The organism is Enterobacter sp. 03-F-07-AD-ECC (assembly GCF_047530935.1).
Classification (GTDB): Bacteria; Pseudomonadota; Gammaproteobacteria; order Enterobacterales; family Enterobacteriaceae; genus Enterobacter; species Enterobacter cloacae.
In genome coordinates this window covers 372,081-395,720 of sequence record NZ_JBLKBZ010000004.1, presented here as the reverse complement: position 1 = coordinate 395,720, position 23,640 = coordinate 372,081, and the positions used below count along the sequence as shown (strand labels likewise).

General features: G+C 56.6%; 28 protein-coding genes. 12 read left to right on the top strand and 16 right to left on the bottom strand.

Annotated elements, in window-relative coordinates:
• Window positions 1-42: 42 nt before the first annotated feature.
• Entirely contained in the window at window positions 43-735 is a 693-nt protein-coding gene (locus ACMWKA_RS09250) for a response regulator (protein WP_014833240.1), read from the bottom strand.
• A complete protein-coding gene (locus ACMWKA_RS09245) occupies window positions 725-2,362 on the bottom strand; it encodes a sensor histidine kinase (protein ID WP_038420564.1) in 1,638 nt (545 codons plus the stop codon). The genes ACMWKA_RS09250 and ACMWKA_RS09245 overlap by 11 nt, the downstream gene beginning before the upstream one ends.
• 344 nt (window positions 2,363-2,706) lie before the next feature.
• Here ACMWKA_RS09245 and ACMWKA_RS09240 point away from each other — a divergent pair, with 344 nt between their 5' ends.
• From ACMWKA_RS09240 to citG, 8 genes are read left to right on the top strand one after another with little or no spacing between them, the layout of a single operon-like run.
• Window positions 2,707-4,068 carry a 2-hydroxycarboxylate transporter family protein gene (locus ACMWKA_RS09240; RefSeq protein ID WP_058684402.1) on the top strand — a complete coding sequence of 454 codons (1,362 nt, stop codon included), beginning with the start codon at window positions 2,707-2,709 and terminating at the stop codon, window positions 4,066-4,068.
• A gap of 17 nt (window positions 4,069-4,085) precedes the next feature.
• On the top strand, window positions 4,086-4,949 hold the full coding sequence (locus tag ACMWKA_RS09235; RefSeq protein WP_023621451.1) for a fumarylacetoacetate hydrolase family protein: 864 nt from the start codon (window positions 4,086-4,088) through the stop codon (window positions 4,947-4,949).
• A gap of 10 nt (window positions 4,950-4,959) precedes the next feature.
• The gene (gene citC, locus ACMWKA_RS09230; RefSeq protein ID WP_013098683.1) at window positions 4,960-5,982 is read left to right on the top strand and encodes a [citrate (pro-3S)-lyase] ligase; all 1,023 of its coding nucleotides are present in this window, start codon (window positions 4,960-4,962) and stop codon (window positions 5,980-5,982) included.
• 16 nt (window positions 5,983-5,998) lie between these two features.
• Window positions 5,999-6,292 (top strand): citrate lyase acyl carrier protein, encoded by a 294-nt coding sequence (gene citD, locus ACMWKA_RS09225; RefSeq protein WP_013098682.1) that lies wholly within the window; start codon window positions 5,999-6,001, stop codon window positions 6,290-6,292.
• The gene (citE, locus tag ACMWKA_RS09220) at window positions 6,289-7,164 is read left to right on the top strand and encodes a citrate (pro-3S)-lyase subunit beta (RefSeq protein ID WP_013098681.1); all 876 of its coding nucleotides are present in this window, start codon (window positions 6,289-6,291) and stop codon (window positions 7,162-7,164) included. The genes citD and citE overlap by 4 nt, the downstream gene beginning before the upstream one ends.
• 10 nt (window positions 7,165-7,174) lie before the next feature.
• On the top strand, window positions 7,175-8,692 hold the full coding sequence (gene citF, locus ACMWKA_RS09215) for a citrate lyase subunit alpha (RefSeq protein ID WP_414760143.1): 1,518 nt from the start codon (window positions 7,175-7,177) through the stop codon (window positions 8,690-8,692).
• A 2-nt stretch (window positions 8,693-8,694) separates the two neighbouring features.
• The gene (gene citX / locus ACMWKA_RS09210; RefSeq protein WP_414760142.1) at window positions 8,695-9,234 is read left to right on the top strand and encodes a citrate lyase holo-[acyl-carrier protein] synthase; all 540 of its coding nucleotides are present in this window, start codon (window positions 8,695-8,697) and stop codon (window positions 9,232-9,234) included.
• On the top strand, window positions 9,212-10,015 hold the full coding sequence (gene citG, locus ACMWKA_RS09205) for a triphosphoribosyl-dephospho-CoA synthase CitG (RefSeq protein WP_414760141.1): 804 nt from the start codon (window positions 9,212-9,214) through the stop codon (window positions 10,013-10,015). The genes citX and citG overlap by 23 nt, the downstream gene beginning before the upstream one ends.
• Window positions 10,016-10,048: 33 nt before the next feature.
• On the opposite strand, the gene ACMWKA_RS09200 is transcribed toward citG, so the two are convergent.
• The 4 genes from ACMWKA_RS09200 to mutY all read right to left on the bottom strand — a co-directional run bounded on the left by ACMWKA_RS09200 (window position 10,049) and on the right by mutY (window position 14,071).
• Window positions 10,049-11,305 carry a nucleoside permease gene (locus tag ACMWKA_RS09200; protein WP_414760140.1) on the bottom strand — a complete coding sequence of 419 codons (1,257 nt, stop codon included), beginning with the start codon at window positions 11,303-11,305 and terminating at the stop codon, window positions 10,049-10,051.
• A gap of 276 nt (window positions 11,306-11,581) precedes the next feature.
• Window positions 11,582-12,658, bottom strand: coding sequence for a membrane-bound lytic murein transglycosylase MltC (gene mltC, locus ACMWKA_RS09195; RefSeq protein WP_013098675.1), 1,077 nt, complete (start codon window positions 12,656-12,658; stop codon window positions 11,582-11,584).
• A 56-nt stretch (window positions 12,659-12,714) separates the two neighbouring features.
• Window positions 12,715-12,987, bottom strand: coding sequence for an oxidative damage protection protein (locus tag ACMWKA_RS09190; RefSeq protein ID WP_013098674.1), 273 nt, complete (start codon window positions 12,985-12,987; stop codon window positions 12,715-12,717).
• A gap of 25 nt (window positions 12,988-13,012) precedes the next feature.
• Window positions 13,013-14,071, bottom strand: coding sequence for an A/G-specific adenine glycosylase (mutY, locus tag ACMWKA_RS09185; RefSeq protein ID WP_414760139.1), 1,059 nt, complete (start codon window positions 14,069-14,071; stop codon window positions 13,013-13,015).
• Window positions 14,072-14,209: 138 nt separating this feature from the next.
• Between mutY and trmB the strand changes: the two genes are divergently transcribed.
• The 3 genes from trmB to ACMWKA_RS09170 are packed head-to-tail and all read left to right on the top strand — an operon-like array spanning window position 14,210 to window position 16,028.
• On the top strand, window positions 14,210-14,929 hold the full coding sequence (gene trmB / locus ACMWKA_RS09180; RefSeq protein WP_020689542.1) for a tRNA (guanosine(46)-N7)-methyltransferase TrmB: 720 nt from the start codon (window positions 14,210-14,212) through the stop codon (window positions 14,927-14,929).
• Window positions 14,929-15,255 carry a YggL family protein gene (locus tag ACMWKA_RS09175; RefSeq protein ID WP_003862421.1) on the top strand — a complete coding sequence of 109 codons (327 nt, stop codon included), beginning with the start codon at window positions 14,929-14,931 and terminating at the stop codon, window positions 15,253-15,255. The genes trmB and ACMWKA_RS09175 overlap by 1 nt, the downstream gene beginning before the upstream one ends.
• Window positions 15,256-15,311: 56 nt before the next feature.
• Window positions 15,312-16,028 carry a DUF2884 domain-containing protein gene (locus tag ACMWKA_RS09170; protein ID WP_014833228.1) on the top strand — a complete coding sequence of 239 codons (717 nt, stop codon included), beginning with the start codon at window positions 15,312-15,314 and terminating at the stop codon, window positions 16,026-16,028.
• 82 nt (window positions 16,029-16,110) lie between these two features.
• Here ACMWKA_RS09170 and ACMWKA_RS09165 read toward each other — a convergent pair whose 3' ends face one another.
• The 6 genes from ACMWKA_RS09165 to ACMWKA_RS09140 are packed head-to-tail and all read right to left on the bottom strand — an operon-like array spanning window position 16,111 to window position 19,826.
• Window positions 16,111-16,449, bottom strand: coding sequence for an endonuclease domain-containing protein (locus tag ACMWKA_RS09165; RefSeq protein WP_040021717.1), 339 nt, complete (start codon window positions 16,447-16,449; stop codon window positions 16,111-16,113).
• A gap of 56 nt (window positions 16,450-16,505) precedes the next feature.
• The gene (gene hemW / locus ACMWKA_RS09160; RefSeq protein ID WP_130626698.1) at window positions 16,506-17,654 is read right to left on the bottom strand and encodes a radical SAM family heme chaperone HemW; all 1,149 of its coding nucleotides are present in this window, start codon (window positions 17,652-17,654) and stop codon (window positions 16,506-16,508) included.
• Complete coding sequence (locus ACMWKA_RS09155; RefSeq protein WP_058680986.1) at window positions 17,647-18,240, bottom strand: XTP/dITP diphosphatase; 594 nt, start codon at window positions 18,238-18,240, stop codon at window positions 17,647-17,649. The genes hemW and ACMWKA_RS09155 overlap by 8 nt, the downstream gene beginning before the upstream one ends.
• A 12-nt stretch (window positions 18,241-18,252) precedes the next feature.
• The gene (yggU, locus tag ACMWKA_RS09150; protein ID WP_020687057.1) at window positions 18,253-18,540 is read right to left on the bottom strand and encodes a DUF167 family protein YggU; all 288 of its coding nucleotides are present in this window, start codon (window positions 18,538-18,540) and stop codon (window positions 18,253-18,255) included.
• Window positions 18,537-19,103: a YggT family protein gene (locus ACMWKA_RS09145; protein ID WP_013098667.1), complete on the bottom strand. Its 567-nt coding sequence runs from the start codon at window positions 19,101-19,103 to the stop codon at window positions 18,537-18,539. Before ACMWKA_RS09145 ends, yggU begins: the two co-directional genes overlap by 4 nt.
• Before the next feature lie 21 nt (window positions 19,104-19,124).
• On the bottom strand, window positions 19,125-19,826 hold the full coding sequence (locus ACMWKA_RS09140; protein WP_020687058.1) for a YggS family pyridoxal phosphate-dependent enzyme: 702 nt from the start codon (window positions 19,824-19,826) through the stop codon (window positions 19,125-19,127).
• A 17-nt stretch (window positions 19,827-19,843) separates the two neighbouring features.
• On the opposite strand from ACMWKA_RS09140, the gene ACMWKA_RS09135 reads away from it, so the two are divergent.
• Window positions 19,844-20,824, top strand: a complete 981-nt coding sequence (locus ACMWKA_RS09135) for a type IV pilus twitching motility protein PilT (protein ID WP_029883139.1) — start codon at window positions 19,844-19,846, stop codon at window positions 20,822-20,824.
• Window positions 20,825-20,834: 10 nt separating this feature from the next.
• Here the strand turns inward: ACMWKA_RS09135 and ruvX are convergent, their stop codons facing one another.
• The 4 genes from ruvX to rsmE form a co-directional block, all read right to left on the bottom strand.
• Complete coding sequence (ruvX, locus tag ACMWKA_RS09130) at window positions 20,835-21,251, bottom strand: Holliday junction resolvase RuvX (RefSeq protein WP_006811925.1); 417 nt, start codon at window positions 21,249-21,251, stop codon at window positions 20,835-20,837.
• Complete coding sequence (locus ACMWKA_RS09125; RefSeq protein WP_013098664.1) at window positions 21,251-21,811, bottom strand: YqgE/AlgH family protein; 561 nt, start codon at window positions 21,809-21,811, stop codon at window positions 21,251-21,253. Before ACMWKA_RS09125 ends, ruvX begins: the two co-directional genes overlap by 1 nt.
• Before the next feature lie 86 nt (window positions 21,812-21,897).
• On the bottom strand, window positions 21,898-22,845 hold the full coding sequence (gene gshB / locus ACMWKA_RS09120) for a glutathione synthase (RefSeq protein ID WP_023620782.1): 948 nt from the start codon (window positions 22,843-22,845) through the stop codon (window positions 21,898-21,900).
• Window positions 22,846-22,864: 19 nt separating this feature from the next.
• Complete coding sequence (gene rsmE, locus ACMWKA_RS09115; RefSeq protein ID WP_058650700.1) at window positions 22,865-23,596, bottom strand: 16S rRNA (uracil(1498)-N(3))-methyltransferase; 732 nt, start codon at window positions 23,594-23,596, stop codon at window positions 22,865-22,867.
• Window positions 23,597-23,640 lie beyond the last annotated feature (44 nt).

Genomic DNA, 23,640 nt, shown 5'->3' with positions numbered 1-23,640 from the left:
CCCTCACCCTAACCCTCTCCCACAGGGAGAGGGAACTTTTCTTCAAACCGCACTACGTTTATACATCCTCCGCGGATGCCCAATCTTGCCGTACAGCATCTCCACCGTCAGAAAACCTGCCTCCACGCAATGCTCCAGATAGCGCCGGGTGGTGGTTTTACTCAGACCCGTTTCACTCACCACCTCATCCACCGTAAAACAGTGCGTCGCCTTGTCGTTAAACAGCGCCTGCACCCGCGCCAGCGTATTTTCCTCAATGCCTTTGCTGCCGTTGTCCTGGCGGTAGTTTTTCGCCTGTAGCTGGTATAAAGAATCGACGTTCTGCTGGTCAACAATCTTCCAGACCCGCTGTTGCTCAGCAAACTGCACAAAACGCTCCAGCGACTGGCTGAGCCGCTTCCAGGAAACTGGCTTCAGGATGTAATCAAACGCCCCGTTACGAATGGCCTGGCTGCAGGTGTCCATATCGCTGGCGGCGGTGATGAAAATCACCGAACAATTGGCGCGGGCGAGCATCGGGTTACTGATAAGGGTGATGCCTTTCCCGTCCGGCAGGTAGTTATCCAGCAACATCAGCTGCGGCTGTTTACTTTCAAGCTCAACCTGCGCTTGCGCCAGCGACGAGGCAATCCCCACCAGTCTAAGACGCGGATGTTTGCCGATCAGCTCTGCGTGCAGTTGCGCCAGTTCGTTCTCGTCTTCAACTATCAGTACGTCGATAAGTTCATGTTGCATAATCGGTATCTTCCTGTTCCTGTGCGGGATGCCGGGCGGTTCCCGTGGCGGGGATAAACAGTGAGAAAATCGCCCCCCGCGGCGTGTTATCGGCAACCTCAATTGCACCGCCAGCCTGTGTGACATAGCTTTCGATCAGATACAAACCAATGCCGTGATCGCCGCGCGTTTTGGTGGTGATGCCGCGCTCAAATATCCTGTCACGGATCTCCGGTTTAATGCCAACGCCCTGATCGGCCACTTCGATGATGAGTTCTTGTTCGCTCAGTTTTATCAGCACTTCCACAGGAGCATGCGGAAGCGGCGAGCGCTGGGTCGCTTCAATGGCGTTATCCAGCAGGTTGCCAATGATAGAAATCAGCGCCTCCTCAGGCAGCGCGAGGAACGGTCTGTCCAGACGACAGATCGGGTCGAAGTTCAGCTCGACGCCTTTCTCCCGCGCCCGCGCGGCTTTCCCCAGCAGCAGGCCGCACAGTGTCGGGGAGCTGAAGCGCGAAGAGATAAAGTCCAGCAGCTCCTGAGCGTGTTCCGACTGCGCCTGAATGTAGCCAATCGCCTCCTCGTAGCGGCCCATATGCAGCAGGCCGGAGAGAGTGGTCATCCGGTTTAGCTGCTCGTGACGCATAATGCGCAGGTTATCAACATAGCGTTTGACCTGGCTGAGCTGGGCGCTGAGCGAGTCGATCTCGTTGCGATCGCGGAAGGTGATCACCCAGCCCTGCAGAGAGTTCTCAAGCATGATGCGCACCCGGCTGGCGATCACCGTGAGATCGTTAAAGCGGCAAATCTCGTCATGGGTATCTTTGGCGAGCATCGTTTGTGTTTCGAAGAACGGAACAGGATCGATTACCTCGCTTATCAGCTGCCCGCGCAGTTCCCGGGCCGGCTGGCTCAGGCCCAGCAGTTTGCGTGCCGCCTGGTTAATCACTTCTATTCGCCGTTCATCGTCAATGGCGATCACCCCTTCATAAATGGACTCCATCATCGCCTTCTGCTGGCGCACCAGCAGACCAATCTCTCGCGGCTCCAGGGAGAAAATCTGCTTCTTGATACTGCGGGTAAAGAACCAGGAGAAGATAAAGAGGGCAAGCAGTAACAGTACGGCGGCGATCAGGATGTTAACCACTTTACTGACGGTGATGGTTTCAAGATAGCTGGTGAGATAGCCTACCGAGACAATTCCCACTACCTGACCGGCATCGTTAAAAATGGGCGCTTTGCTGCGCAGCGAAATGCCTAATCCTCCCTTGCGGATAGTGGTGGTGCTTTTACCGCGCAGCACCTCTTCGTTGTCTCCGCCGACCAGCGTATGGCCCACTCTGTCCGCAAAAACGGAATGAAACAGATGCAGCCCTTTGTTATCGCCAATCACAATAAAACTGGCATCACTGTGGGTGGCTATTTTCTGCATAAAATCGTGAATGGCGTTGATATCTTTTTGTTCGACCTCTTTTCGTAATGACGGAATAAGGGCGATCTCTTCCGCCTGTATTTTTGCGCGTGCGCTCATTTCCTGATAAAGCTGTCGGCTAACGTCGACATAATAATATCCGCCCAGCAAAGCAAAAAGCACTGAGAAAAAGACAACCAGCGAAACAAACAGCTTAATCTGAAACGATACTTTCATAACAATCACGCGTGGTATCAACGAAGTTTGTCAATATATCATCTTTTTTCGCGTGGATACCCGCTTTGCCGAAAACTTGTGATCCCTTGCACAGCAAGGCCTGCAAAAGAATTATCTGAAAGGGTTTTCCCTTAAACACGACCGTGTAAATGTTATTTGTTTGTTCGGTTTAGAAAAGAAACCATAAAAACCACGGCAATAAATAAGGGGCAAATCACATTAAATAAAAGAAACCATTAAAACCATAGTCGCCATTAAAACTTCGCTTTTAATATGCCATTCCTCACATAAAGTAAGCCTTTGTGACTCTAAGCTGAACGCACAAAATAACTAAGGGGCTTATTATGAGCACAACTGACGATTCTTTCTCTGTTACCCAAGACCCGATTGATATTCAGCGGCCATCGCTCAAAGAGCGCTGGTGGCATATTATGGATACCTGGAAAATCGGGATTATTCCTCTGCCGCTGTTTGTCCTGGCGGGCGCGCTGATTGCCATTGATTGTCTGGGCGGAAAACTGCCAAGCGATATCGTGGTGATGGTGGCGACGCTGGCGTTCTTCGGCTTTGCCTGCGGTGAGTTCGGCAAACGCCTGCCGATTGTCGGCAAGCTCGGCGCGGCGGCGATTTGCGCCACCTTTATCCCCTCCGCGCTGGTCTATTACGGCCTGTTGCCGGATGTGGTAGTGGAATCCACCACGAAGTTCTATAAATCCACCAACATTCTTTATCTCTACATCTGCTGCATTATTGTCGGCAGCATCATGAGCATGAACCGCACCGTGCTGATTCAGGGCTTCCTGCGCATCTTCTTCCCGATGCTGTGCGGCGAGATCGTCGGCATGCTGGTGGGGATGGGCGTGGGTCTGGCGCTGGGTCTTGAGCCGTTCCAGATCTTCTTCTTTATCATTCTGCCGATTATGGCAGGCGGCGTGGGCGAAGGGGCTATCCCGCTCTCCATCGGCTACGCCACCCTGCTGCACATGGATCAGGGCGTGGCGCTCGGTCGTGTGCTGCCGATGGTTATGCTCGGCGGGCTGACCGCTATCATCATCTCCGGCTGTCTGAACCAGCTGGGCAAGCGTTATCCGCACCTGACCGGTGAAGGTCAGCTGATGCCGAACCGCGCGAATGCCGATGCCACCGTTTCTCAACCGGCGTTCTCTGGCAAAGCGGACGTCACCACCATCGCCTCCGGTGCGTTGCTGGCGGTGCTGCTCTACATGCTGGGCATGCTCGGCCACAAGCTGATTGGTCTGCCTGCGCCGGTTGGCATGCTGTTTATGGCGGTGCTGGTGAAGCTCTGCAACGGTGCCTCTCCGCGTCTGCTGGAAGGCTCTCAGGTGGTGTACAAATTCTTCCAGACCTCGGTGACCTATCCCATCCTCTTCGCGGTCGGTGTGGCGATCACCCCATGGCATGAACTGGTCGCGGCCTTCACGCTGACTAACCTGCTGGTGATTATCAGCACCGTCTCTTCGCTGGTGGCGACCGGCTTCTTCGTCGGCAAAAAGATTGGTATGCACCCGATTGATGTCGCCATCGTCTCCTGCTGCCAGAGTGGCCAGGGCGGTACCGGTGACGTGGCGATCCTGACCGCAGGCAACCGTATGAGCCTGATGCCCTTCGCCCAGATTGCTACCCGTATCGGCGGCGCGATTAACGTCTCTATCTCACTGCTGATTCTGGGCAACTTCCTCGTTTAAGTTTTCAGGAAAGAACAATGAAACTCGCAAGCTTTTTATACCAGGGAAAACGCAGCTACGGCATCGTCCAGGCCGAAGGTGTGATTGATTTAGGTCGCCGTCTCGGCGACCGCTACAGCGACCTCAAAGCGCTGCTGCAGGGCAACGGGCTGGCGCAGGCCACCCGTTACCTGAACGATGCCGTGGACGTGCCGATGAGCGCCATCACCTTCTTACCGGTGATTGAGCAGCCGGAAAAAATCCTCTGCGTGGGCATGAACTACGCCGACAAGCGCAAGGAGTTTGACCAGCACAACCCGGCACCGACGCTGTTCGTGCGCTTCCCGGATTCGCAGACCGGCCACAACGAGCCGGTGCTGAAGCCGCGTCACTCCAGCGAATTCGACTACGAAGGCGAGCTGGCGGTGATCATCGGCAAGGGCGGGGAAAACATCAGCCGTGACGAGGCGCTGCGCCACGTGGCGGGCTACAGCTGCTATATGGACGGCTCCGCCCGCGACTGGCAGCACACCTGGTTTACAGCCGGTAAGAACTGGCGTCAGACCGGCGCGTTTGGCCCGTGGATGGCAACGGCCGATGAGATCCCGGACCCGCACAGGCTGGCGATCCGCACCTGGCTGAATGGCCGCATGGTGCAGGAAGATAACACCAGCAGCATGATCCACAAGGTTGCGGAGCTGATCGAGTACATCAGCACCTTTACCCGCTTAAGTCCGGGCGATGTGATCATCACCGGCTCCCCGGGCGGGGTGGGTAAAAAGCGTAATCCGCCGCTGTTTATGAAAGAGGGGGATCGCATTGAAGTGGAGATCGAGCATATCGGTCATCTGAGCAACGTGATTGTGGAAGCGCCAGCCACCGGGCTTGCGGCGGCACACTGAGAAAGGCGGCATGAACAGTCAACCCATCGATTTTCGCCACACGCTGGTGGCGAAACACCCGGAACGCTTAAGCCAGATCCGTTATCTGCTGGCAGACAGCGGCCTTGGCCTGGACAACGACATCACGCTGTTTGTCGAAGCCTGGTCTGGCGCGCAACTGGTGGGTTGCGCCGGTCTTGCCGCCAACGTCATCAAGTGTGTGGCCGTGAACGAGCAGCTTCGCGGCGAGAACCTCAGTGCGCGCCTGCTGGCGGAGGTGCAGAATGCGGCGCTGGAGCGCGGTCATTTTCACCTCTTCCTCTGCACGCGACCGTGCAATAAGGAGCGCTTTGCGCGTAGCGGCTTCTGGCCGATTGCCCAGAGCGGCAACAACGCCGTGCTGATGGAGAACACTCCGCAGGGGATCGAGCGTTACTGCCGTTCCCTGGGCAGGATGCGCAAGGGCGGGGAGAAGACTGGCGCGATAGTGATGAACGCCAACCCGTTCACCCTCGGCCACCGTCATCTGGTGGAGCAGGCGGCGATGCAGTGTGACGCCCTGCATCTGTTTGTGGTGCGTGAAGATGCCTCGTTCTTTCCGTTCAGCGCGCGCCTCGGAATGGTGCGTGCGGGCGTCGCGCATCTGCCAAATGTGACCGTGCACGAAGGCTCGCAGTACATCATCTCCCGCGCCACCTTCCCGGCCTACTTTTTGAAAGAGACCGGCAAAGTGCAGCAGGCGTGGAGCGAAATCGACGTGCTGATCTTCCGCGACTTTATCGCACCGGCGCTGGGCATTACCCATCGTTTTATCGGCTCCGAGCCGTTTTGCGATATCACCCGTCAGTACAACCAGACGCTGCACGCCTTGCTGAGCCCGCAGATTGAGGTGGTGGAAATGCCGCGCATCAAGGCCACCGGCAATGCCATTTCAGCGTCCGAAGTGCGCCGCTTGCTCAAGACTCAGCAGTTTTCCCGGATCCGGGAGATTGTCCCGGACTCCACCTTCGCGCACCTCGAAACACACTACCGTGCGAGTGCCGAAGTCGCTTAACTACCAGGAATTTATCATGAAAATTGTAAGGGAGGCGCTGGCCGGAACGCAGGAGTCCAGCGACCTGATGGTGAAAATTGCTCCCGCTCACGGCGAGCTGGAGATAGTCATCCACAGTGAAGTGATTAAGCAGTTTGGCGAGCAAATTCGCCAGGTGGTCAACGAGACATTGCGCGCCATGAACGTGCACCAGGGACTTATCATTATTGAAGACAAAGGGGCGCTGGACTGTGTGATCCGCGCCCGCCTGCAAAGCGCGCTTCTGCGTGCTGCCGATGAACAGGCCATTAACTGGGGGGCGCTGAAATGAGCAAACTCCGCCGCAGTATGTTGTTCCTGCCGGGCGCCAACGCCGCCATGCTTTCAACCGCGTTTATCTACCGTCCAGACTCCATCATGTTTGACCTTGAAGATGCCGTTGCTCTGCGCGAGAAAGACACCGCGCGAATGCTGGTGTTCCACGCCCTGCAGCACCCGATGTATCAGGACATCGAAACCGTGGTGCGTATAAACCCGCTGAGCACGCCGTTTGGCTTGCTGGATCTGGAAGCCGCCGTGCGCGCCGGCGTGGACGTGATCCGCCTGCCGAAAACCGACACCCCGGACGACATCTACGAGCTGGAAGGCCACCTTGAGCGTATCGAGCAGGAGTGCGGGCGCGAGGTTGGTTCTACCCGCGTGATGGCGGCGATTGAATCGGCCATTGGCGTTATCAACGCCGTGGCGATTGCCCGCAGCTCGCCGCGCTTGATTGGTATTGCACTGGCGGCTTTTGACTACGTGATGGACATGCAGACCGAGCGCGGCGACGGCACCGAGCTGTTCTACGCCCGCTGCGCCGTGCTGCACGCCGCTCGCGCAGCAGGCATCGACGCCTTCGACGTGGTGTGGTCAGACGTTAACGATGAGGCCGGATTCCTGCGCGAGGTCGATCTGATCCGCAAGATGGGCTTTAACGGCAAATCGCTGATCAACCCGCGCCAGATAGACCTGCTGCATAACGCCTACGCGCCGACCCAGGAAGAGGTAGATCACGCCCTGCGGGTGATTGAAGCGGCAGAAGAGGGCGAACGTAACGGCCTTGGCGTGGTGTCGCTCAACGGCAAGATGGTGGATGCACCGATTATTAACCACGCGCAGGTGGTGCTCGAACGCGCGGCGGCTTCCGGCGTGCGTCGGTAAGGATGACACAATGAACCAGACAGAACTTCTCCATGTGAATTTTCCCCATCTGCGGGAGTTAAAACCGTTTGATACCGCCCACAGCGCCACGCCGTGGCTGGCGGACAGCGACGCGAAACACAGCCGTAAACTCTGCGCCTCCATTGAAGAGGCGGTGAGGCGTAGCGGCCTGAAGGACGGAATGACCATCTCCTTCCACCACGCGTTTCGTGAAGGCGACCTGGTGATCAACACCGTCGTGGCGCTGCTGGCGCGGATGGGCTTCAAAAACCTGACCCTCGCCTCCAGCTCGCTGATGACCTGCAACGACGCGCTGATCGAGCATATTGCAAGCGGGGTGATCGCCCGGATCTACACCTCCGGCATGCGTGGCAAGCTGGCGGATGCCATCTCCCACGGGCTGATGAACGAGCCGGTACAAATTCACTCTCACGGCGGGCGCGTAAAGCTGCTGCAGGACGGTGAGCTGAACATTGACGTGGCGTTTCTTGGCGTGCCGTGCAGCGATGAGTTTGGTAACGCCAACGGCACGCACGGGAAATCGTGCTGCGGCTCGCTGGGCTACGCGATGGTGGACGCCCATTTTGCCCGCAAGGTGGTGTTGTTGACGGAAGCGCTGGTGCCGTTCCCCAATATGCCCGCCAGCCTGGTGCAGGATCAGGTGGACTACATCGTGCAGGTGGAGAGCGTGGGCGATCCGGCAAAAATCAGCGTCGGCGCGGCGCGCGTCACCAGTAACCCGCGCGAGCTGATGATTGCCCGCTATGCGGCGGATGTGATTGAGCACTCCGGCTATTTTAAACCGGGCTTCTCGATGCAGACCGGCTCCGGCGCGGCGGCCACCGCCTGCACCCGCTTTATGGAAGAGAAGATGGAGCGCAGCGGCGTGAAGGCACGCTTTGCGCTGGGTGGCATCACCGGCAGCCTGGTAGATCTGCACGAGAAGGGGCTGATCGAAAAGCTGCTCGATACCCAGTGCTTCGACGGCCAGGCGGCGGCCTCGCTGGCGCGCAACCCGAACCACGTGGAGATCTCCACTAACGTCTACGCCAACCCCGGCAGTAAGGCGGCAAGCTGCGACCAACTGGACGTAGTGATCCTCAGCGCGCTGGAGATTGACGTCGATTTCAACGTTAACGTCATTACCGGCTCCGATGGTGTGATGCGCGGCGCGTCCGGCGGGCACTGCGACGTGGCCGCCGCGGCGAACCTGACCATTGTCGTTGCGCCGCTGCTGCGTAGCCGCATTCCGACGGTGGTGAAGCGCGTTACCACACGCCTCACGCCGGGCGAAAGCATCGACGTGCTGGTCACCGATCACGGCATTGCGGTCAACCCGGCGCGCCCGGAGATCCGCGAACGCCTCATGGAAGCAGGGCTGAAGGTTGTGGATATCAACGCCCTCTATGAGCGGGCAATTTCGCTGACAGGCGTACCGAAACCAATTGAGTTCACAGACAAAATTGTCGGGGTGATCCGCTACCGCGACGGCAGCGTGATCGACACCGTTCGACAGGTAAAGGAGTGAATATGACCATTGCGACACCCGTGCGGGCGGGTGTCAGCCTGGACGCGCTGCTGGCGGCGAAAGAGCGCCGCGCAGCCCGTCAGGCTGACTGGCTTACGCACTATCAACAACCGGTGATCTCCCTCACGCTGTTAACACCCGGGGAGATCAAAGACAGCCTGCGCTATCGCAACACCATGGGCGTGGCGTTACAAATGTGCGACCAGCTGCTGTGGGAAAACCGCTGGCAGGTGCTGGACCGCCAGGTGCTGTGGCTCCCGACCGGGCCCGAAGCGCTGTGGTGTGTGGCCCATCCCGCGGCAGAAATCAAAGCCCACTGTGCGGAGCTGGAGCAGACGCACCCGCTTGGCAGGCTGTGGGATCTGGATGTGATTTGCCCTGAAAACGGCCACGTTGGACGTCAGTCGCTGGGCTCCCATCTCAGACGCTGCCTGATTTGTGATGAACCGGCCCACGCCTGTTCCCGTTCGCGCAAACATCCTGTGGAGCAGGTGGTGGCGCGCGTGGAGAAGATGATCGATGACTGGTTTGCTCGCGACTAAACCGCGCCCGCTTGACGTCCCCGCGCTTGCCGCAGAGGCGCTGTGGCAGGAGCTGGCGCTGACACCGAAACCGGGGCTGGTGGACAGGCTCAATAACGGCTCCCATCGCGATATGGATCACGCGCTGTTTGTCCGCAGCATTATGGCGATTACGCCGTGGTTTTCGCGCTTTGCTGAGTTGGGTAACACGCATGCCGATAAACCCGCAGGCGAACAGTTACGGCTCCTCCGCCCGATGGGGATGGCCTGTGAGCAGGCGATGTATGCCGCGACGAACGGGGTGAACACGCATAAAGGGGGCATTTTTGCCCTTGGTTTACTCTGCTTCGCCGCCGGGCGTGTGAAAAATATCTCCGCAGAAAGCCTCTGTTGTGAGGTGAGTAACATCTGCCACGGGCTGGTTTCGCGAGAGCTGGCCGAACGCAGCGGGCAGGCGACGGCGGGGGAGCGGCAGTTCCGGCAGTACGGCTTAACCGGCGCGCGCGGCGAGGCGGAGAGTGGTTTTGCGACGGTGCGTAAAGCGCTGGCGCAGTGGAACGGACATTCACTTCACGGCCTGCTGTTACGCCTGATGGCAATCAATCAGGACAGCAATCTGTTGTCGCGCGGCGGCATTGAGGGGCTGGGCTACGTTCAGGACTATGCGCGGGAACTGCTGGCTGACGGCTGGGATGGTGAAGCGTTGCGTAGAATGGATAACGCATTGATTGAACGCAACCTGAGCCCGGGCGGCAGCGCGGATTTGCTGTCGGTGGGGTGGGTGCTTGCTGCAATAAAATAGCCGGGTGGCGGCTTCGCCTACCCGGCACAATAATCAATGCGCGACTGGCTGTGCGCCGTGCGGTTCGCGTACATGCTTGTACTGGAACAGCACGATAAACGCGAAGAACAGCACCAGCGAGTATGCGGCGAAGATAAGCCACACTGGCTGCCAGTCGGTAATGCCGTTGGTGGTATACATCTCAACCACTTTACCGCTCACCACACCGCCCAGGATACAGCCGAAGCCGTTGGTCATCATCAGGAACATACCCTGTGCGCTGGCGCGGATTTCAGGTTTCACCTCTTTTTCCACAAACACCGAACCGGAGATGTTGAAGAAGTCGAAGGCGCAGCCGTAAACAATCATCGACAGAACCAGCAGCACGGTGCCGAACGGGCTTGGGTCGCCGTAGGCGAACAGGCCGAAGCGCAACATCCACGCGGCAATACTGATCAGCATGACGTTCTTGATGCCGTAGCGGCTCAGGAAGAACGGGATGGTCAGGATGAACAGCGTCTCAGAGATCTGCGAGATGGACATCATTACCGAGGCATGTTCAACGATAAAGCTGCCTGAGAACAGCGGGTTATTATCGAAGCTGTGCAGGAAGGTATTGCCGAACATGTTGGTGATTTGCAGTTCTGCGCCCAGCAGCATGGAGAAGATAAAGAAGATCGCCATGCGTTTGTTTTTAAACAGCGCGAAAGCGTCCAGGCCGAGCATGGTGCTCCAGCTCTGGTTTTTCTGCTGGTTAGATACCGGAATATGCGGCAGCGTCAGGGTAAACAGTGCCAGCACCACGGAGAGCGCCGCACCGATGTAGAGCTGCATATGGCTCAGTTCAAAGCCCGCGAAGCTCACGCCCCACATTGCCATAATAAAACCGATGGTGCCCCAGATACGGATAGGCGGGAAGTCGATCACGATATCCATATCGGCGGATTTCAGGCGGTAGTAGGAGATGGTGTTGATCAGCCCAAGCGTTGGCATGTAGGCCAGCGAGTTAAGCAGGATCACCATAAACATCGCCCCCGGCGTGGTGACCTGGGCTGCCATAAACAGCGTGCCCGCGCCCACCAGGTGGCAAAGCATGTATAGCCATTTCGCACTCAACCATTTATCCGCCACGATCCCCAGCAGCGTTGGCATAAAGACCGCCGCGATACCCAGCGAGCTGTAGACGGCACCGATTGACGCACCATCGAACTTGAGCGTCACAAACATATAGGAGCCGAGTGTAGTCAGCCAGCTACCCCACAGGCAGAACTGCAGAAACGACAATATTTTAAGCTGCAGCTTAAGGTTCATGTTACTTTCCTCACAAGTGAGCGGGAGATATGTTGTTATAGGAACATTCAGGGTTGTTATTTGATGCAATTCTATCAGTTGGCAACGATATGTTTTGTTACCTCCCGCAAAAAAATGCAATCCACATTAATTTGCAGTTTGGATTGTGATGCAAATAACATTTTCGTATGGGTGGGGTGAGATGGGGTGGGTGCGGCCTGATGCCCTCACCCTGGCCCTCTCCCACAGGGAGAGGGGAAGCAGAACACCTTTTCCTTGCAGGAGAAGGTGTGTTGATTATCGGCGACGATAGTTCTTCTGCGCCGTATTCACCTTATACAGATAACGACGGGATTCCGCAGACGGGTGGCGGGTGGTGAGGGTGGCGTACACATCCCCCGGCGCCATGCTGTTGATGATATTTGCGGCCTGCACTTTGTCATTCGAGAAGACACGCAGCACGCTGCCTGCACCGCCGTTGTACGCGGTAATGACCGCATAACGACGTGAGGTTGGGTTATCAATCCCGCCCAGATAGACATTATTCAGCATCGCCAGATAGGCCGTACCGGTATCAATGTTGCTTTGCGGGTCAAACAGATAGCTACGGCTCGGCGTGCCGGATTTCCCCTGTGCGCGGAACACGTCTTTACCGGCGCTGTGCTGGACAACCTGCATCAGCCCCAGCGCGTCGGAACGGCTCACGGCGTACGGGTTAAAGGACGATTCGGTCTGCATGATCGCCAGGATCAGCGACTCATCCACGCCATATTTACGTGAGGCCTGACGCACCATGCCCAGATACTTATGCGCACGCTTGTCGAGGTGGTTCGGCACCAGGTTAATTGTGACGCTATAAATCACTTTCAGGCCGTTGGTGCGGCTTTTCAGACGCGTTTGCAGCAGATAGTCGGCGAATTTCGTGGCGCGGCCTTCCCAGCGGATAGGCTGACCGGTCTGGTCCACGACCTGACCGTACAGGAACGGCTCTTTAGAAATGGTAATGTCGTCGGCGTCGGAGTAGAGATCGATAGAACCCGGATCGTCGCCCATCAGCAGGGTTTTGATAATGGCCTGCCGTAAATGCGCCGCAGGGTCAGTCCCCGCGATGGTTTCAACCGTGATCGTACCGTCATCGAAGTTGATGTGGCTACGGGTCTGGTAGGCGTCGGTGTACTTAACGTAATCCTTAGGTCCGGCGATAAGAACTTCGTTAAATCCCCATATGTTCTCGATGTTGTGGGCAAACTGCCCCATCAAAATATCAAAACCGTTGGTGTCCTTAACCCAGGCTTCATTGTATTCATCGCCTTTTTTGGATGAACACGAGACAAGCAACGGCGCAACAAGGGCTAGCGCTAAAATTTTTTTCATCATTCCGGGAGTGCGTGTTGTGTTTGCTTGAACGGCGGGGTTTCCCCCGCGCGCTGTTATTTTTCCGGCGGCGTATAACCTTCGATGTGGACGTCTTTACCTTCGAACAGGAAGTTCACCATCTCCTGCTCCAGCAGCTTGCGGTGTTCCGGGTTCATCATGCTGAGTTTTTTCTCGTTAATCAGCATGGTCTGTTTTTTCTGCCACTGTCCCCAGGCTTCTTTGGAGATCTCGTTATAAATGCGCTTACCCAGTTCGCCCGGATAGAGCTGGAAGTCCTGGCCTTCAGCGTCGCGCTGCAGGAAAGTACAAAAAATGGTTCTGGCCATACTCATTCCTCTTTTTTAGCCGATGCTAAACCATTGCACCGGCACGTAATTGTTGTAACAGGCGCTCCACGGGAGCCGCCAGCCCGACTGATGGCGGTTGCGCTAAGTTATACCAGAGAGCGGTGCCTTCATCCATGCACGAGGCAACGGAGGACACGGGAAGCCACATCGGCACTATATCCAGATGGAAATGGCTGAAAGTGTGGCGAAACGCGGTCTGCTGCGTCAGGTTATCGGCAGCAATGCCGCGCTGTTTAAGCCAGGCCCGCAGCGTGGCTTCATCTTCAAACTGTGGGAAGCAGTATAGACCACCCCAGAGGCCGCTCGGCGGGCGCTGCGCCAGAAAGACCTCGTCCCCGTGCTGCATCAACAGCATGTAACCGGTGCGCTCCGGCAGCGTCTGCTTAGGCTTTTTACCGGGATACTGCGCCCAGGAATGATTTGCGTACGCCACGCACAGGTTATTGAGCGGGCAGAGCTCGCATTTTGGTTTCGAGCGCGTGCAGACCATCGCACCGAGATCCATCATCGCCTGGTTAAACCGCTCCACGCCCTTTGCCGGGGTCACCGCTTCGCTGATCTCCCACAGCCGCTTTTCGACCTCTTTTTTCCCCGGCCAGCCGTCAACCGCATAGCAACGTGCCAGCACGCGCTTCACGTTACCGTCAAGGATCGGGAAATGTTTGCCGAGGGACAGTGAGAGGATGGCACCCGCGGTGGATCGTCCGACACCGGGTAAATCCGCCACCTCGTCGAAGGTTTCCGGGAATTTACCGTGGTGGCGCGTCGCGACCTGCTGTGCGGCTTTGTGCAGATTGCGCGCGCGGGCGTAATAGCCAAGCCCTGTCCACAGGTGCAGCACCTCATCTAACGGCGCGTTGGCCAGATCGGTTACCGTGGGAAAGCGCGCCATAAAACGCTCAAAGTAAGGGATCACCGTGGCAACCTGCGTTTGTTGCAACATCACTTCGGAGAGCCATACTTTGTAAGGCGTTTTTTCAATTTGCCAGGGCAGGGTTTTACGCCCGTATTTGTCGTACCAGTCCAGCACCTGGGCTGAAAATTGAGAGGCTTGCATGGTCATCGATTCGTATAATCAGGGACGCCGATTGCAGCACAGCGTCAATCTGCTGTAAACCGGATCTTTCCCATGCTTGCATAGAAGCCTTAACTTTGGATAATGCCCGTTTCCCGAACATTCTCACAAGCAGACAACTCTTTTATGAAAAACGACGTCATTTCACCGGAATTTGATGAAAACGGTCGCCCGCTGCGCCGTATTCGCAGCTTTGTCCGCCGTCAGGGTCGCCTGACAAAAGGGCAGCAACACGCGCTGGACAACTACTGGCCGGTGATGGGCGTTGAGTTCAGCGAGCAGCCGCTCGACTTTGCCGACCTGTTCGGTCGCGATGCGCCAGTGACCCTGGAGATCGGCTTTGGTATGGGCACCTCGCTGGTGACCATGGCGAAAGCCCGCCCGGAGCAGAACTTCCTTGGCATAGAAGTGCATTCTCCAGGCGTTGGCGCGTGTCTGGCCACCGCCCACGAAGAGGGGGTCGAGAACCTGCGCGTGATGTGTCACGACGCGGTAGAAGTGCTGCACAAAATGATTCCTGACAATTCTTTGAACATGGTTCAGCTCTTTTTCCCTGACCCGTGGCACAAAGCACGTCATAATAAGCGCCGTATCGTTCAGGCGCCGTTTGCTGAGCTGGTAAAAAGTAAGCTGAAACTGGGCGGTGTCTTCCATATGGCGACCGACTGGGAACCGTATGCGGAACATATGCTGGAAGTGATGTCGTCTCTGGACGGGTATAAAAACCAGTCAGAGAGCAACGACTATGTACCGCGTCCGGAATCGCGTCCGGTAACGAAATTTGAACAGCGTGGCCATCGTCTTGGTCACGGCGTATGGGACTTAATGTTCGAGAGGGTGAAATAATGGCAAAGAATCGTAGCCGTCGTCTGCGTAAAAAGATGCACATCGAAGAATTCCAGGAAGTGGGCTTCTCCGTTGCCTGGCGTTTCCCGGAAGGCACCAGCGTTGAGCAGATCGATCAGGACGTTGATGCGTTCATCAACGAGGTGATCGAGCCAAACAAGCTGGCCTTCGACGGTAGCGGCTATCTGGCGTGGGAAGGTCTTATCTGCACACAGGAAGTGGGTAAATGCACCGAAGAACATCAGGCGCTGGTACGTAAATGGCTTGAAGACCACAAGCTGGAAGATGTTCGCGTCAGCGAACTTTTCGACGTTTGGTGGGACTAATAAAGAAGTCAGGGGCCAGCATTAGCTGGCCCATTTTGTCTGAGGGAGTGTTAAAGATGCGCAAAACGTTGCTGGCTGTTGCCTTAATGGCAACCGGATTCACCGCCCATGCGGAGTATAAATGTAGCGTCACCCCGCGTGATGACGTGGTGTTAAGTCCGCAAACCGTTCAGGTTAAAGGTGAGAACGGCAATCTGGTCATCACGCCGCAGGGTGATGTCACGTTCAATGGCAAACAGTACAACCTGACCGCCGCGCAGCGTGAGCAGGCCAGAGACTACCAGGCCGATTTGCGTACCGCGCTGCCGTGGATTGACGAAGGCGCGCTAACCCGCGTTGAGAAAGGCCGCGTTGCGCTGGATAAGATCATTACCAAAGAGGTGGGTGAGAGCAGCAACATGCGCACCCGCCTGACGAAGCTCGACAAACAGCTGAAAGAGCAGATGAACCGGATTATCGAGCATCGTACCGACGGCCTGACCTTCCACTACAAAGCGATTGATCAGGTGCGTGCTGACGGCCAGCAGCTGGTGAATCAGGCCATGGGCGGTATCCTGCAGGACAGCATTAACGAGATGGGCGCCAAAGCGGTACTGAAAGGCGGCGGTAACCCGTTGCAGGGCGTACTGGGTAGCCTGGGCGGTCTGCAGACCTCGATTCAGAACGAGTGGAAGAATCAGGAAGCCGATTTCCAGCAGTTCGGTAAAGACGTGTGTAAACGCGTGGTGTCGCTGGAAGACAGCAGGAAGGCGCTGGTGGGGACGTTGAAGTAGCCCCTCTGCGCGCAGGGCCCCTCACCCCAGCCCTCTCCCCATGGGAGAGGGTGTAATCGTTCCCTCTCCCTGTGGGAGAGGGTTAGGGTGAGGGCATCAGGCTCTGCAGTCGTTGAAGAATGATATGCAACACTTCCTCTTCGTTAACGCGAAACTCATTATTCCAGAACCGTACGACTTCCCATCCGTTGGTATTTAAAAACTCGGTACGATGCGAGTCATACTCCTCTTTTTCCTGATGTTGCCCCCCATCCAGCTCAACAATTAGCTTTGCCTTAAAGCAGACAAAATCCACGATATACGCACCAATTGGCATCTGACGGCGAAACTTATACCCAAAGAAGCGACGACCTCTGAGCAAATACCAGAGGCGTATCTCTTCGGGTGTCATTTGTTTGCGGAGTTGTTTTGATTTTTCCATCCCCACACTCTGCCAGCCTTTCCCTCAGCTGGCAGAACGGGATGCAAAATCCTGAATCAGCCTTCAGATTCTTCGGCGAGGAACAGCTCAAGAAGGGAGTTTAAGAACAGTTTGCCGTGCTCGGTGATCTGCCAGTATTCCTCACATTCCGTGAGATACCCCTGTGCCAGCGCCTCGTCAATGTGTGGGCGAATCACGGTTTCCGGCAACCCGGTATAAAGGGCAAACTCTTTACGCGGCGCGGCTTCCAGCAGGCGGAAGCGGTTCATAAAGAACTCAAACGGCTTATCCACCGCCTCGACATCGTGCTGACGTTCGAGATAACGACCTTCCATATACCCGCGCGGATGGCGAGTTTTTGCGGTACGCAGGATACGTCCGTCAGGGAACGTCACTTTACCGTGCGCGCCGCAGCCAATGCCCAGATAGTCGCCAAAGCGCCAGTAGTTGAGGTTGTGCTGGCACTGGTAGCCCGGCTTCGCATAGGCCGACGTTTCGTACTGCTGATAGCCTGCGGCGGTCAACAGTTGATGGCCCTGCTCAAAGATATCCCACAGCGCATCGTCATCCGGCAGCACCGGCGGACGAGAGCCAAACAGCGTATTGGGCTCGATGGTCAGCTGATACCACGAAAGATGCGGCGGGTTCAGGGCAATCGCCTGACGCAAATCGTCCAGCGCCTCTTCCAGCGACTGATCCGGCAGGCCGTGCATCAGGTCGAGGTTAAAACTGCGCAGACCCAGCCCAGTAGCCAGCTTTGCCGCCCGCTTCGCCTCTTCCGGGCCGTGAATACGCCCCAGTCGTTTTAACTTCGGCTCGCTAAAGCTCTGCACGCCGATGGAAATCCGGTTCACGCCCGCCCGCTGATACTCGACAAAACGGTCGGCCTCAACGGTACCGGGGTTGGCTTCCATCGTAATTTCAGCATCCGCTGCCAGATTCAGGCGCGCACGCACGCCGTCCAGCAGCGTCTGCATCGCCGGGCCTGACAGCAGGCTCGGCGTACCGCCACCAATAAAAATGGTCTTCACTTCACGTCCCTGTGCGTAAGGTACATCGGCATCCAGGTCGGCCAGCAGATGCGCAACGTAATCATCGTGCGGCACTTCACCTTTCAGCGCATGCGAGTTGAAATCGCAGTACGGACATTTCTGCACGCACCAGGGGATATGAATATAAAGACTCAGAGGCGGCAAATTAGCCATTACGCAGGGCTTCCAGTAACAGTTTCAGGGCGCGTCCTCGGTGGGAAATCGCGCTTTTTTCTTCGCGGGTCAGTTCCGCAGCGGTTTTGCCCTCAGTCGGGACAAAGAAAATCGGATCGTAGCCAAAGCCGCCGTTACCGGTGGCTTCACGGGTAATCACCCCCGGCCAGCTGCCGTGGCAGACGACAGGCGTGGGGTCTTCAGCGTGACGCATATAAACCAGCACGCAGTGGAACTGCGCGGTACGCTGTTCGTCTGGCACATCCTTCAGGGCGACAAGCAGCTTTTCCAGATTCTGCTGGTCGGTGGCGTCCACGCCTGAATAGCGGGCAGAGTAAATGCCCGGAGCACCGCCCAGAAAATCAACCGCCAGACCGGAATCATCGGCAATCGCGGGCAGGCCGGTGACCTGTGCGGCATGGCGTGCTTTGAGGATCGCGTTTTCGATAAACGTCAGGCCGGTCTCTTCGGCGGACTCCACGCCCAGCTCGGTCTGCGCCACCACATCCAGCCCAAAATCATTTAATAGCGAGGCCAGCTCGCGCACTTTACCGGCGTTGCCGGTAGCGAGAACAACTTTCTGCATCGTTTTATCCTGTTAAATCAGAGCCGCGACTTCCGTCGGGATGGATTGCGGATTAAGGATTTTTACCTGTTTATGCCGCCCAAGTTCACCCTTTTCTATGATGACCTGGCTTTTAGCAACGCGAAACTGTTTTGCCAGATATTTGGTCAGATGCGCATTTGCCTGGCCATCTACCGGTGGGGCGGTGATGGCGACTTTTAACTCGTCGCCATGCAGTCCAACAATATTGTCACGGCTGGCTTTCGGCTGAATATACAGCCGTAAAACCAGCCCATCAGTGCAGGTGCTTACTGCACTCATAGCGCCATCCACAGCCCCGGCAGCAGCATATCGCCCGTGGACTGTAACAGCTCGGCAATGCCCATATTAACGACATACAGCAGCAGAACCAGGATCATCGGGGAAAAGTCGATGCCGCCCATTGACGGGAGCAGGTTGCGGATAGGGCGCAGCAGCGGTTCGGCCAGCTGAATCAATGCATATTCCACCGGGCTACGGCCCTGGCTGACCCAACTCATGATGGCCATGACCAGCAGCACCCAGAAGATCAGCAGACCGATGGTTTTAATCAGGATCAGGACGGCAGCAATCCAGATGATCGGCTGGAAGGTGATGACCATAAACAGCACAATCGCTTTGATAACGCTCAGAATAAACGCTACCAGCAGAGATGCGCTGTCAATGGGGCCCATCGCCGGAATAATACGGCGCAGCGGCCCCACAACAGGTTGGGTGATTTTCACGACAAACTGCGAGAACGGGTTATAAAAATCACAGCGGGCCCACTGCATCCAGACGCGCAGCAAAAGCGCCATCGTATACAGCTCAATGACCGTTGAGAGCAGGAAAGTCAACGTCTTCATGGCGTTCCTCAGGTTTCCTTATTATTGGGTGTAGTCGCGCGCACCGAATATTGCCGTGCCGATGCGCACCATAGTGCTGCCTGCCGCGATGGCGGCTTCCATATCATCCGACATGCCCAGAGAAAGCGTGTCTACCGTTTCATAGCGCGCTTTAAGCGCCTCAAATGCTACAGCCATTTGCTGTGCCACGGCAAACTGCCTTTCATAACTTGACTCAGGCGCCGGGATTGCCATCAAACCGCGCAGGGTTAAGCGCGGCAGCGCGGCCACTTCAGCCGCCAGCGCATCCAGCTCGCTCAGCGCAATGCCGGACTTGCTGTTTTCATCACTGATGTTGATTTGAATCAGCACGTTAAGCGCGGGCATCTCCGCCGGGCGCTGATCGTTCAGACGTGTGGCAATGCGCAGACGGTCGATGGTATGGCACCAGTCAAAGTGCTCTGCCACCAGACGGCTTTTATTCGACTGCAGTGGGCCAATAAAGTGCCATTGCAGGCCGGTATTCCCCTGCTCCTGGAAGTAGCGAATTTTATCCACGCCTTCCTGCACGTAGTTTTCACCAAATGCACGCTGGCCTGCATCAATCGCTTCTGCGATGGCGCTCGCAGGCTTGGTTTTGCTCACTGCAAGTAACGTAATTTCTTCTGAAGCACGGCCGCAACGTGTTGCTGCGGCTGAGATTTTGTCCCGGACCTGTGCCAGGTTATGCGCAATGTTGTTCATTTTCCGAGGAGTAATGTATGGATGTGGAAGAAATTGTGGCCCTTAGTGTAAAGCATAATGTCTCCGATCTACACCTGTGCAGTGATTCGCCACCGCGCTGGCGCAGAGTAGGCCGCCTTGAACCGGCTCCCTTTCCCTCTCCCGATGTGGATGCGTTACTGAAAACGTGGCTCAACGATGAGCAGCAGGGGGCATGGTGGGCAAGCGGGCAGGTGGATTTTGCCGTGACCCTTACGGGAAACCAGCGTCTGCGCGCAAGTGCCTTTAAACAGATGAAGGGCAACTCCATCACGCTACGCCTGTTGCCCCGGGCCTGTCCGCAGCTCTCCGCCCTGGGGGTACCCCGGGCTATCCCGGAACTCTTATCCCACGACAGTGGGCTGATACTGGTGACGGGGGCAACCGGCAGCGGCAAATCTACCACCCTTGCGGCAATGGTGGATTTTCTTAATCACCAGACGGATGGGCATATTCTGACGCTGGAAGATCCGGTGGAGTTTGTCTATCAGAGCGAACGTTGCCTGATTCAGCAGCGGGAGATCGGCCTGCACAGTCCCTCATTTGCCGAGGCGCTGCGCGCTGCGTTGCGTGAAGATCCGGATGTCATCCTGCTGGGAGAACTGCGCGACAGCGAAACGATCCGCCTGGCGCTGACGGCCGCTGAAACCGGGCATCTGGTGCTGGCGACGCTGCACACGCGCGGTGCCTCTCAGGCGATTGAACGGCTGGTCGATACGTTCCCGGCGCAGGAGAAAGACCCGGTGCGTAATCAGCTGGCCGGCAGCCTGCGGGCGGTGCTGGCGCAAAGACTGCTTCCCGACCTGCAGGGTGGGCGCGTCGCGCTGTATGAACTGCTGGTGAATACGCCAGCGGCAGCGAACCTTATCCGCGAAGGTAAAACGTGGCAGTTGCCCGGGATTATTCAAACCGGTCAGCAGGCGGGGATGCAGAACTTTGACCAGAGCCTGGCAGAGCGACGGGCGCAGGGGCGGTTGTAGGCCCCGGCGCTCAGTAACCCTGTTCGAAATAGCTTTCGAGGATAATGACGGCAGAAGCCGAATCGACGCTGCCTTTGTTGAGTGCGCGGAAACCCCCGTGCTCAAACAGGCCGGCACGCGCTTCGACGGTACTCAATCGTTCGTCGTGGAGTTTCACGGAAACGCCAAAGCGACCGTGGATTTTATTGGCAAACTTACGCGCGCGGGCGGTAAGCGGCTGTTCAGTGCCATCCATGTTCAGCGGCAGACCGACAATCACATCGTCTGGCTGCCACTCTTTGAGCAGACGCTCAATGAGGTTCCAGTCCGGTGTGCCGTCGTTCGCCTTAAGGGCCGTGAGCGGGCGAGCGGTGCCGGTGATACGCTGGCCGACGGCGACGCCAATGCTTTTCGTGCCAAAGTCGAAGGCCAGAAGTGTGCCGCTCATTACGCGTGCCCCGCTACGCCTGGCATGGTCAGAATATCAATGCCAATCAGTTTCGCCGCATCACGCCAGCGATCGGCGATAGGGGTTTTAAACAGGATATTCATATCCGCAGGTGCGGTGAGCCAGGCGTTATCCAGGATCTCCTGTTCAAGCTGACCCTTCTCCCAGGAGGCGTAACCCAGTGCCACCAGCACTTCGGAAGGCTGCTCTGCGGTGCCCAGCGTTTCCAGCACATCGCGGGAGGTGGTGATCACCGTGTTGTCAGAGATACGAATACTGGAAGAGAAAATGGGCGGCGTATGCAGGATAAACCCGCGATCCTCTGCAAGGGGGCCACCCAGCATTACCGGTTTATCAAGACGGATTTCCGGCAGGCGCGCTTCAGCTGTAATTTTCAGCTTTTCCAGAATCCCTTCAACCTGCAGGTTTTCCAGCGGTTTGTTGATGATAATGCCCATCGCGCCGTCTTCATTGTATTCACAAATATAAACCACGGAGCGGCGGAAAATCGGGTCCTGGAGAGCAGGCATGGCAATAAGAAAGTGATGCTGTAAATTCATTGTCAGAGGTACTGTTTCCTGGTTTAAAAAGCGACAGCCCCAGTATGCGGACAAACCGGGGTGCTGTCACTAATAGTATTGGTAAGTTATTTCTGGAGACGTTTTTCGATGGCGTCCATCAGCATTCCGGTGATCGAGACCGGGAATTCCGCTTCAATTTCACGAATGCAGGTCGGGCTGGTGACGTTCACTTCGGTCAGACGATCGCCAATGATATCCAGGCCAACAAAGATCAGGCCTTTGGCTTTCAGCGTTGGGCCGACGCGGCGGGCAATTTCCCAGTCGCTTTCGGTTAACGGACGCGGTTCGCCACGACCACCGGCCGCCAGATTGCCACGGGTTTCGCCCCCCTGCGGGATACGTGCCAGGCAGTAAGGCACGGGTTCACCATCCACGATCAGGACGCGTTTATCGCCATCTTTAATCGCGGGCAGATAGTTCTGTGCCATGCAGTAACGCGTACCCAGTTCGGTCAGCGTTTCGGCAATCACGCCGATATTCGGGTCGCCTTCTTTTACGCGGAAAATAGACGCACCGCCCATGCCGTCCAGCGGCTTCATGATGATATCACCGTGCTTCTGCCAGAATGCCTTAAGCTGTGTTTTGCTGCGGGTCACCAGCGTTTCCGGCGTCAGATCGGAGAACCAGGCGGTGTAGAGCTTCTCGTTGCAGTCGCGCAGGCTCTGCGGTTTATTGACGATAAGCGTCCCTTTTTCTTCTGCGCGCTCAAGGATATAGGTGCAGTAGATGTATTCGGTGTCGAACGGAGGATCTTTACGCATCAGGATGACGTTGAGATCGGCGAGCGCAATATCCTGCTCGCTGCCGAATTCGTACCATTTGTCGTAATTCTGCTCGACGTTAACGATGCGGGTGCGTGCGCGGGCTTCACCGTTGATCAGATAAAGATCGTTCATCTCCATATAGTGGAGCTCATAGCCGCGACGCTGCGCTTCCAGCAGCATGGCGAAGCTGGAATCTTTCTTGATGTTAATGTTTGCGATGGGGTCCATCACGATGCCGAGCTTGATCATGTTCTTCTCCGTTAATGGGTCAACCCAGATCGCCAAACCGCACCTGTAGCGCGGTGATGGCTGTGAGTGCCGTTGTCTCAGTGCGCAGAACGCGAGGTCCCAACAGAATATCAGTAAACTGGTAACGCGCCGTCATGGCAATTTCATCTGCCGACAGGCCGCCTTCCGGGCCAATCAGCAGGCGTACACGCTCAACGGGCAGCGGCAACGTATTGATGCTGGAGCTGGCGCGCGGATGGAGATTAAGCTTGAGCCCGCTCTCCTCTTCTGCACACCAGTCTTCCAGGTCCATCGCCGGGCGGATCTCCGGAATACGGTTGCGGCCACTCTGTTCGCAGGCAGCAATGGCAATTTTCTGCCACTGCTGGATCTTCTTGTTCAGACGTTCTGCGTCCAGTTTAACGCCGCAGCGCTCAGAAAAAAGTGGCGTAATGAGGCTTACACCCAGTTCAATGGATTTCTGAATGGTGAACTCCATCTTTTCCCCGCGCGACATCACCTGGCCCAGATGAATGTGCAGCGGCGATTCACGGTCATCGATTTCGCCGCGCAGCACATTGACGTGCACGCTTTTTTTATCCGCCCGCGTAATTTCCGCGTCGAAAACCTGGTTGGAGCCGTCAAACAGCTGAATCGCCTGGCCTGCCCCCATGCGCAGCACGCGGCCAACGTGGTTGGCGGCATCGTCAGACAGGGCGATTTCGCGGCCAGCGGTAATCAGTTCAGGGTGATAGATGCGAGGAATACGCATAGTCAAAAATTCCATATGTCATGCTGTGTAAGCGAATTGCCGCT

Bases quoted from the DNA above. Each gene is read 5' to 3' on its own strand.
- ACMWKA_RS09250 (WP_014833240.1), bottom strand. From the start codon at position 735: ATGCAACATGAACTTATCGACGTACTGATAGTTGAAGACGAGAACGAA.
- ACMWKA_RS09245 (WP_038420564.1), bottom strand. From the start codon at position 2,362: ATGAAAGTATCGTTTCAGATTAAGCTGTTTGTTTCGCTGGTTGTCTTT.
- ACMWKA_RS09240 (WP_058684402.1), top strand. From the start codon at position 2,707: ATGAGCACAACTGACGATTCTTTCTCTGTTACCCAAGACCCGATTGAT.
- ACMWKA_RS09235 (WP_023621451.1), top strand. From the start codon at position 4,086: ATGAAACTCGCAAGCTTTTTATACCAGGGAAAACGCAGCTACGGCATC.
- citC (WP_013098683.1), top strand. From the start codon at position 4,960: ATGAACAGTCAACCCATCGATTTTCGCCACACGCTGGTGGCGAAACAC.
- citD (WP_013098682.1), top strand. From the start codon at position 5,999: ATGAAAATTGTAAGGGAGGCGCTGGCCGGAACGCAGGAGTCCAGCGAC.
- citE (WP_013098681.1), top strand. From the start codon at position 6,289: ATGAGCAAACTCCGCCGCAGTATGTTGTTCCTGCCGGGCGCCAACGCC.
- citF (WP_414760143.1), top strand. From the start codon at position 7,175: ATGAACCAGACAGAACTTCTCCATGTGAATTTTCCCCATCTGCGGGAG.
- citX (WP_414760142.1), top strand. From the start codon at position 8,695: ATGACCATTGCGACACCCGTGCGGGCGGGTGTCAGCCTGGACGCGCTG.
- citG (WP_414760141.1), top strand. From the start codon at position 9,212: ATGACTGGTTTGCTCGCGACTAAACCGCGCCCGCTTGACGTCCCCGCG.
- ACMWKA_RS09200 (WP_414760140.1), bottom strand. From the start codon at position 11,305: ATGAACCTTAAGCTGCAGCTTAAAATATTGTCGTTTCTGCAGTTCTGC.
- mltC (WP_013098675.1), bottom strand. From the start codon at position 12,658: ATGAAAAAAATTTTAGCGCTAGCCCTTGTTGCGCCGTTGCTTGTCTCG.
- ACMWKA_RS09190 (WP_013098674.1), bottom strand. From the start codon at position 12,987: ATGGCCAGAACCATTTTTTGTACTTTCCTGCAGCGCGACGCTGAAGGC.
- mutY (WP_414760139.1), bottom strand. From the start codon at position 14,071: ATGACCATGCAAGCCTCTCAATTTTCAGCCCAGGTGCTGGACTGGTAC.
- trmB (WP_020689542.1), top strand. From the start codon at position 14,210: ATGAAAAACGACGTCATTTCACCGGAATTTGATGAAAACGGTCGCCCG.
- ACMWKA_RS09175 (WP_003862421.1), top strand. From the start codon at position 14,929: ATGGCAAAGAATCGTAGCCGTCGTCTGCGTAAAAAGATGCACATCGAA.
- ACMWKA_RS09170 (WP_014833228.1), top strand. From the start codon at position 15,312: ATGCGCAAAACGTTGCTGGCTGTTGCCTTAATGGCAACCGGATTCACC.
- ACMWKA_RS09165 (WP_040021717.1), bottom strand. From the start codon at position 16,449: ATGGAAAAATCAAAACAACTCCGCAAACAAATGACACCCGAAGAGATA.
- hemW (WP_130626698.1), bottom strand. From the start codon at position 17,654: ATGGCTAATTTGCCGCCTCTGAGTCTTTATATTCATATCCCCTGGTGC.
- ACMWKA_RS09155 (WP_058680986.1), bottom strand. From the start codon at position 18,240: ATGCAGAAAGTTGTTCTCGCTACCGGCAACGCCGGTAAAGTGCGCGAG.
- yggU (WP_020687057.1), bottom strand. From the start codon at position 18,540: ATGAGTGCAGTAAGCACCTGCACTGATGGGCTGGTTTTACGGCTGTAT.
- ACMWKA_RS09145 (WP_013098667.1), bottom strand. From the start codon at position 19,103: ATGAAGACGTTGACTTTCCTGCTCTCAACGGTCATTGAGCTGTATACG.
- ACMWKA_RS09140 (WP_020687058.1), bottom strand. From the start codon at position 19,826: ATGAACAACATTGCGCATAACCTGGCACAGGTCCGGGACAAAATCTCA.
- ACMWKA_RS09135 (WP_029883139.1), top strand. From the start codon at position 19,844: ATGGATGTGGAAGAAATTGTGGCCCTTAGTGTAAAGCATAATGTCTCC.
- ruvX (WP_006811925.1), bottom strand. From the start codon at position 21,251: ATGAGCGGCACACTTCTGGCCTTCGACTTTGGCACGAAAAGCATTGGC.
- ACMWKA_RS09125 (WP_013098664.1), bottom strand. From the start codon at position 21,811: ATGAATTTACAGCATCACTTTCTTATTGCCATGCCTGCTCTCCAGGAC.
- gshB (WP_023620782.1), bottom strand. From the start codon at position 22,845: ATGATCAAGCTCGGCATCGTGATGGACCCCATCGCAAACATTAACATC.
- rsmE (WP_058650700.1), bottom strand. From the start codon at position 23,596: ATGCGTATTCCTCGCATCTATCACCCTGAACTGATTACCGCTGGCCGC.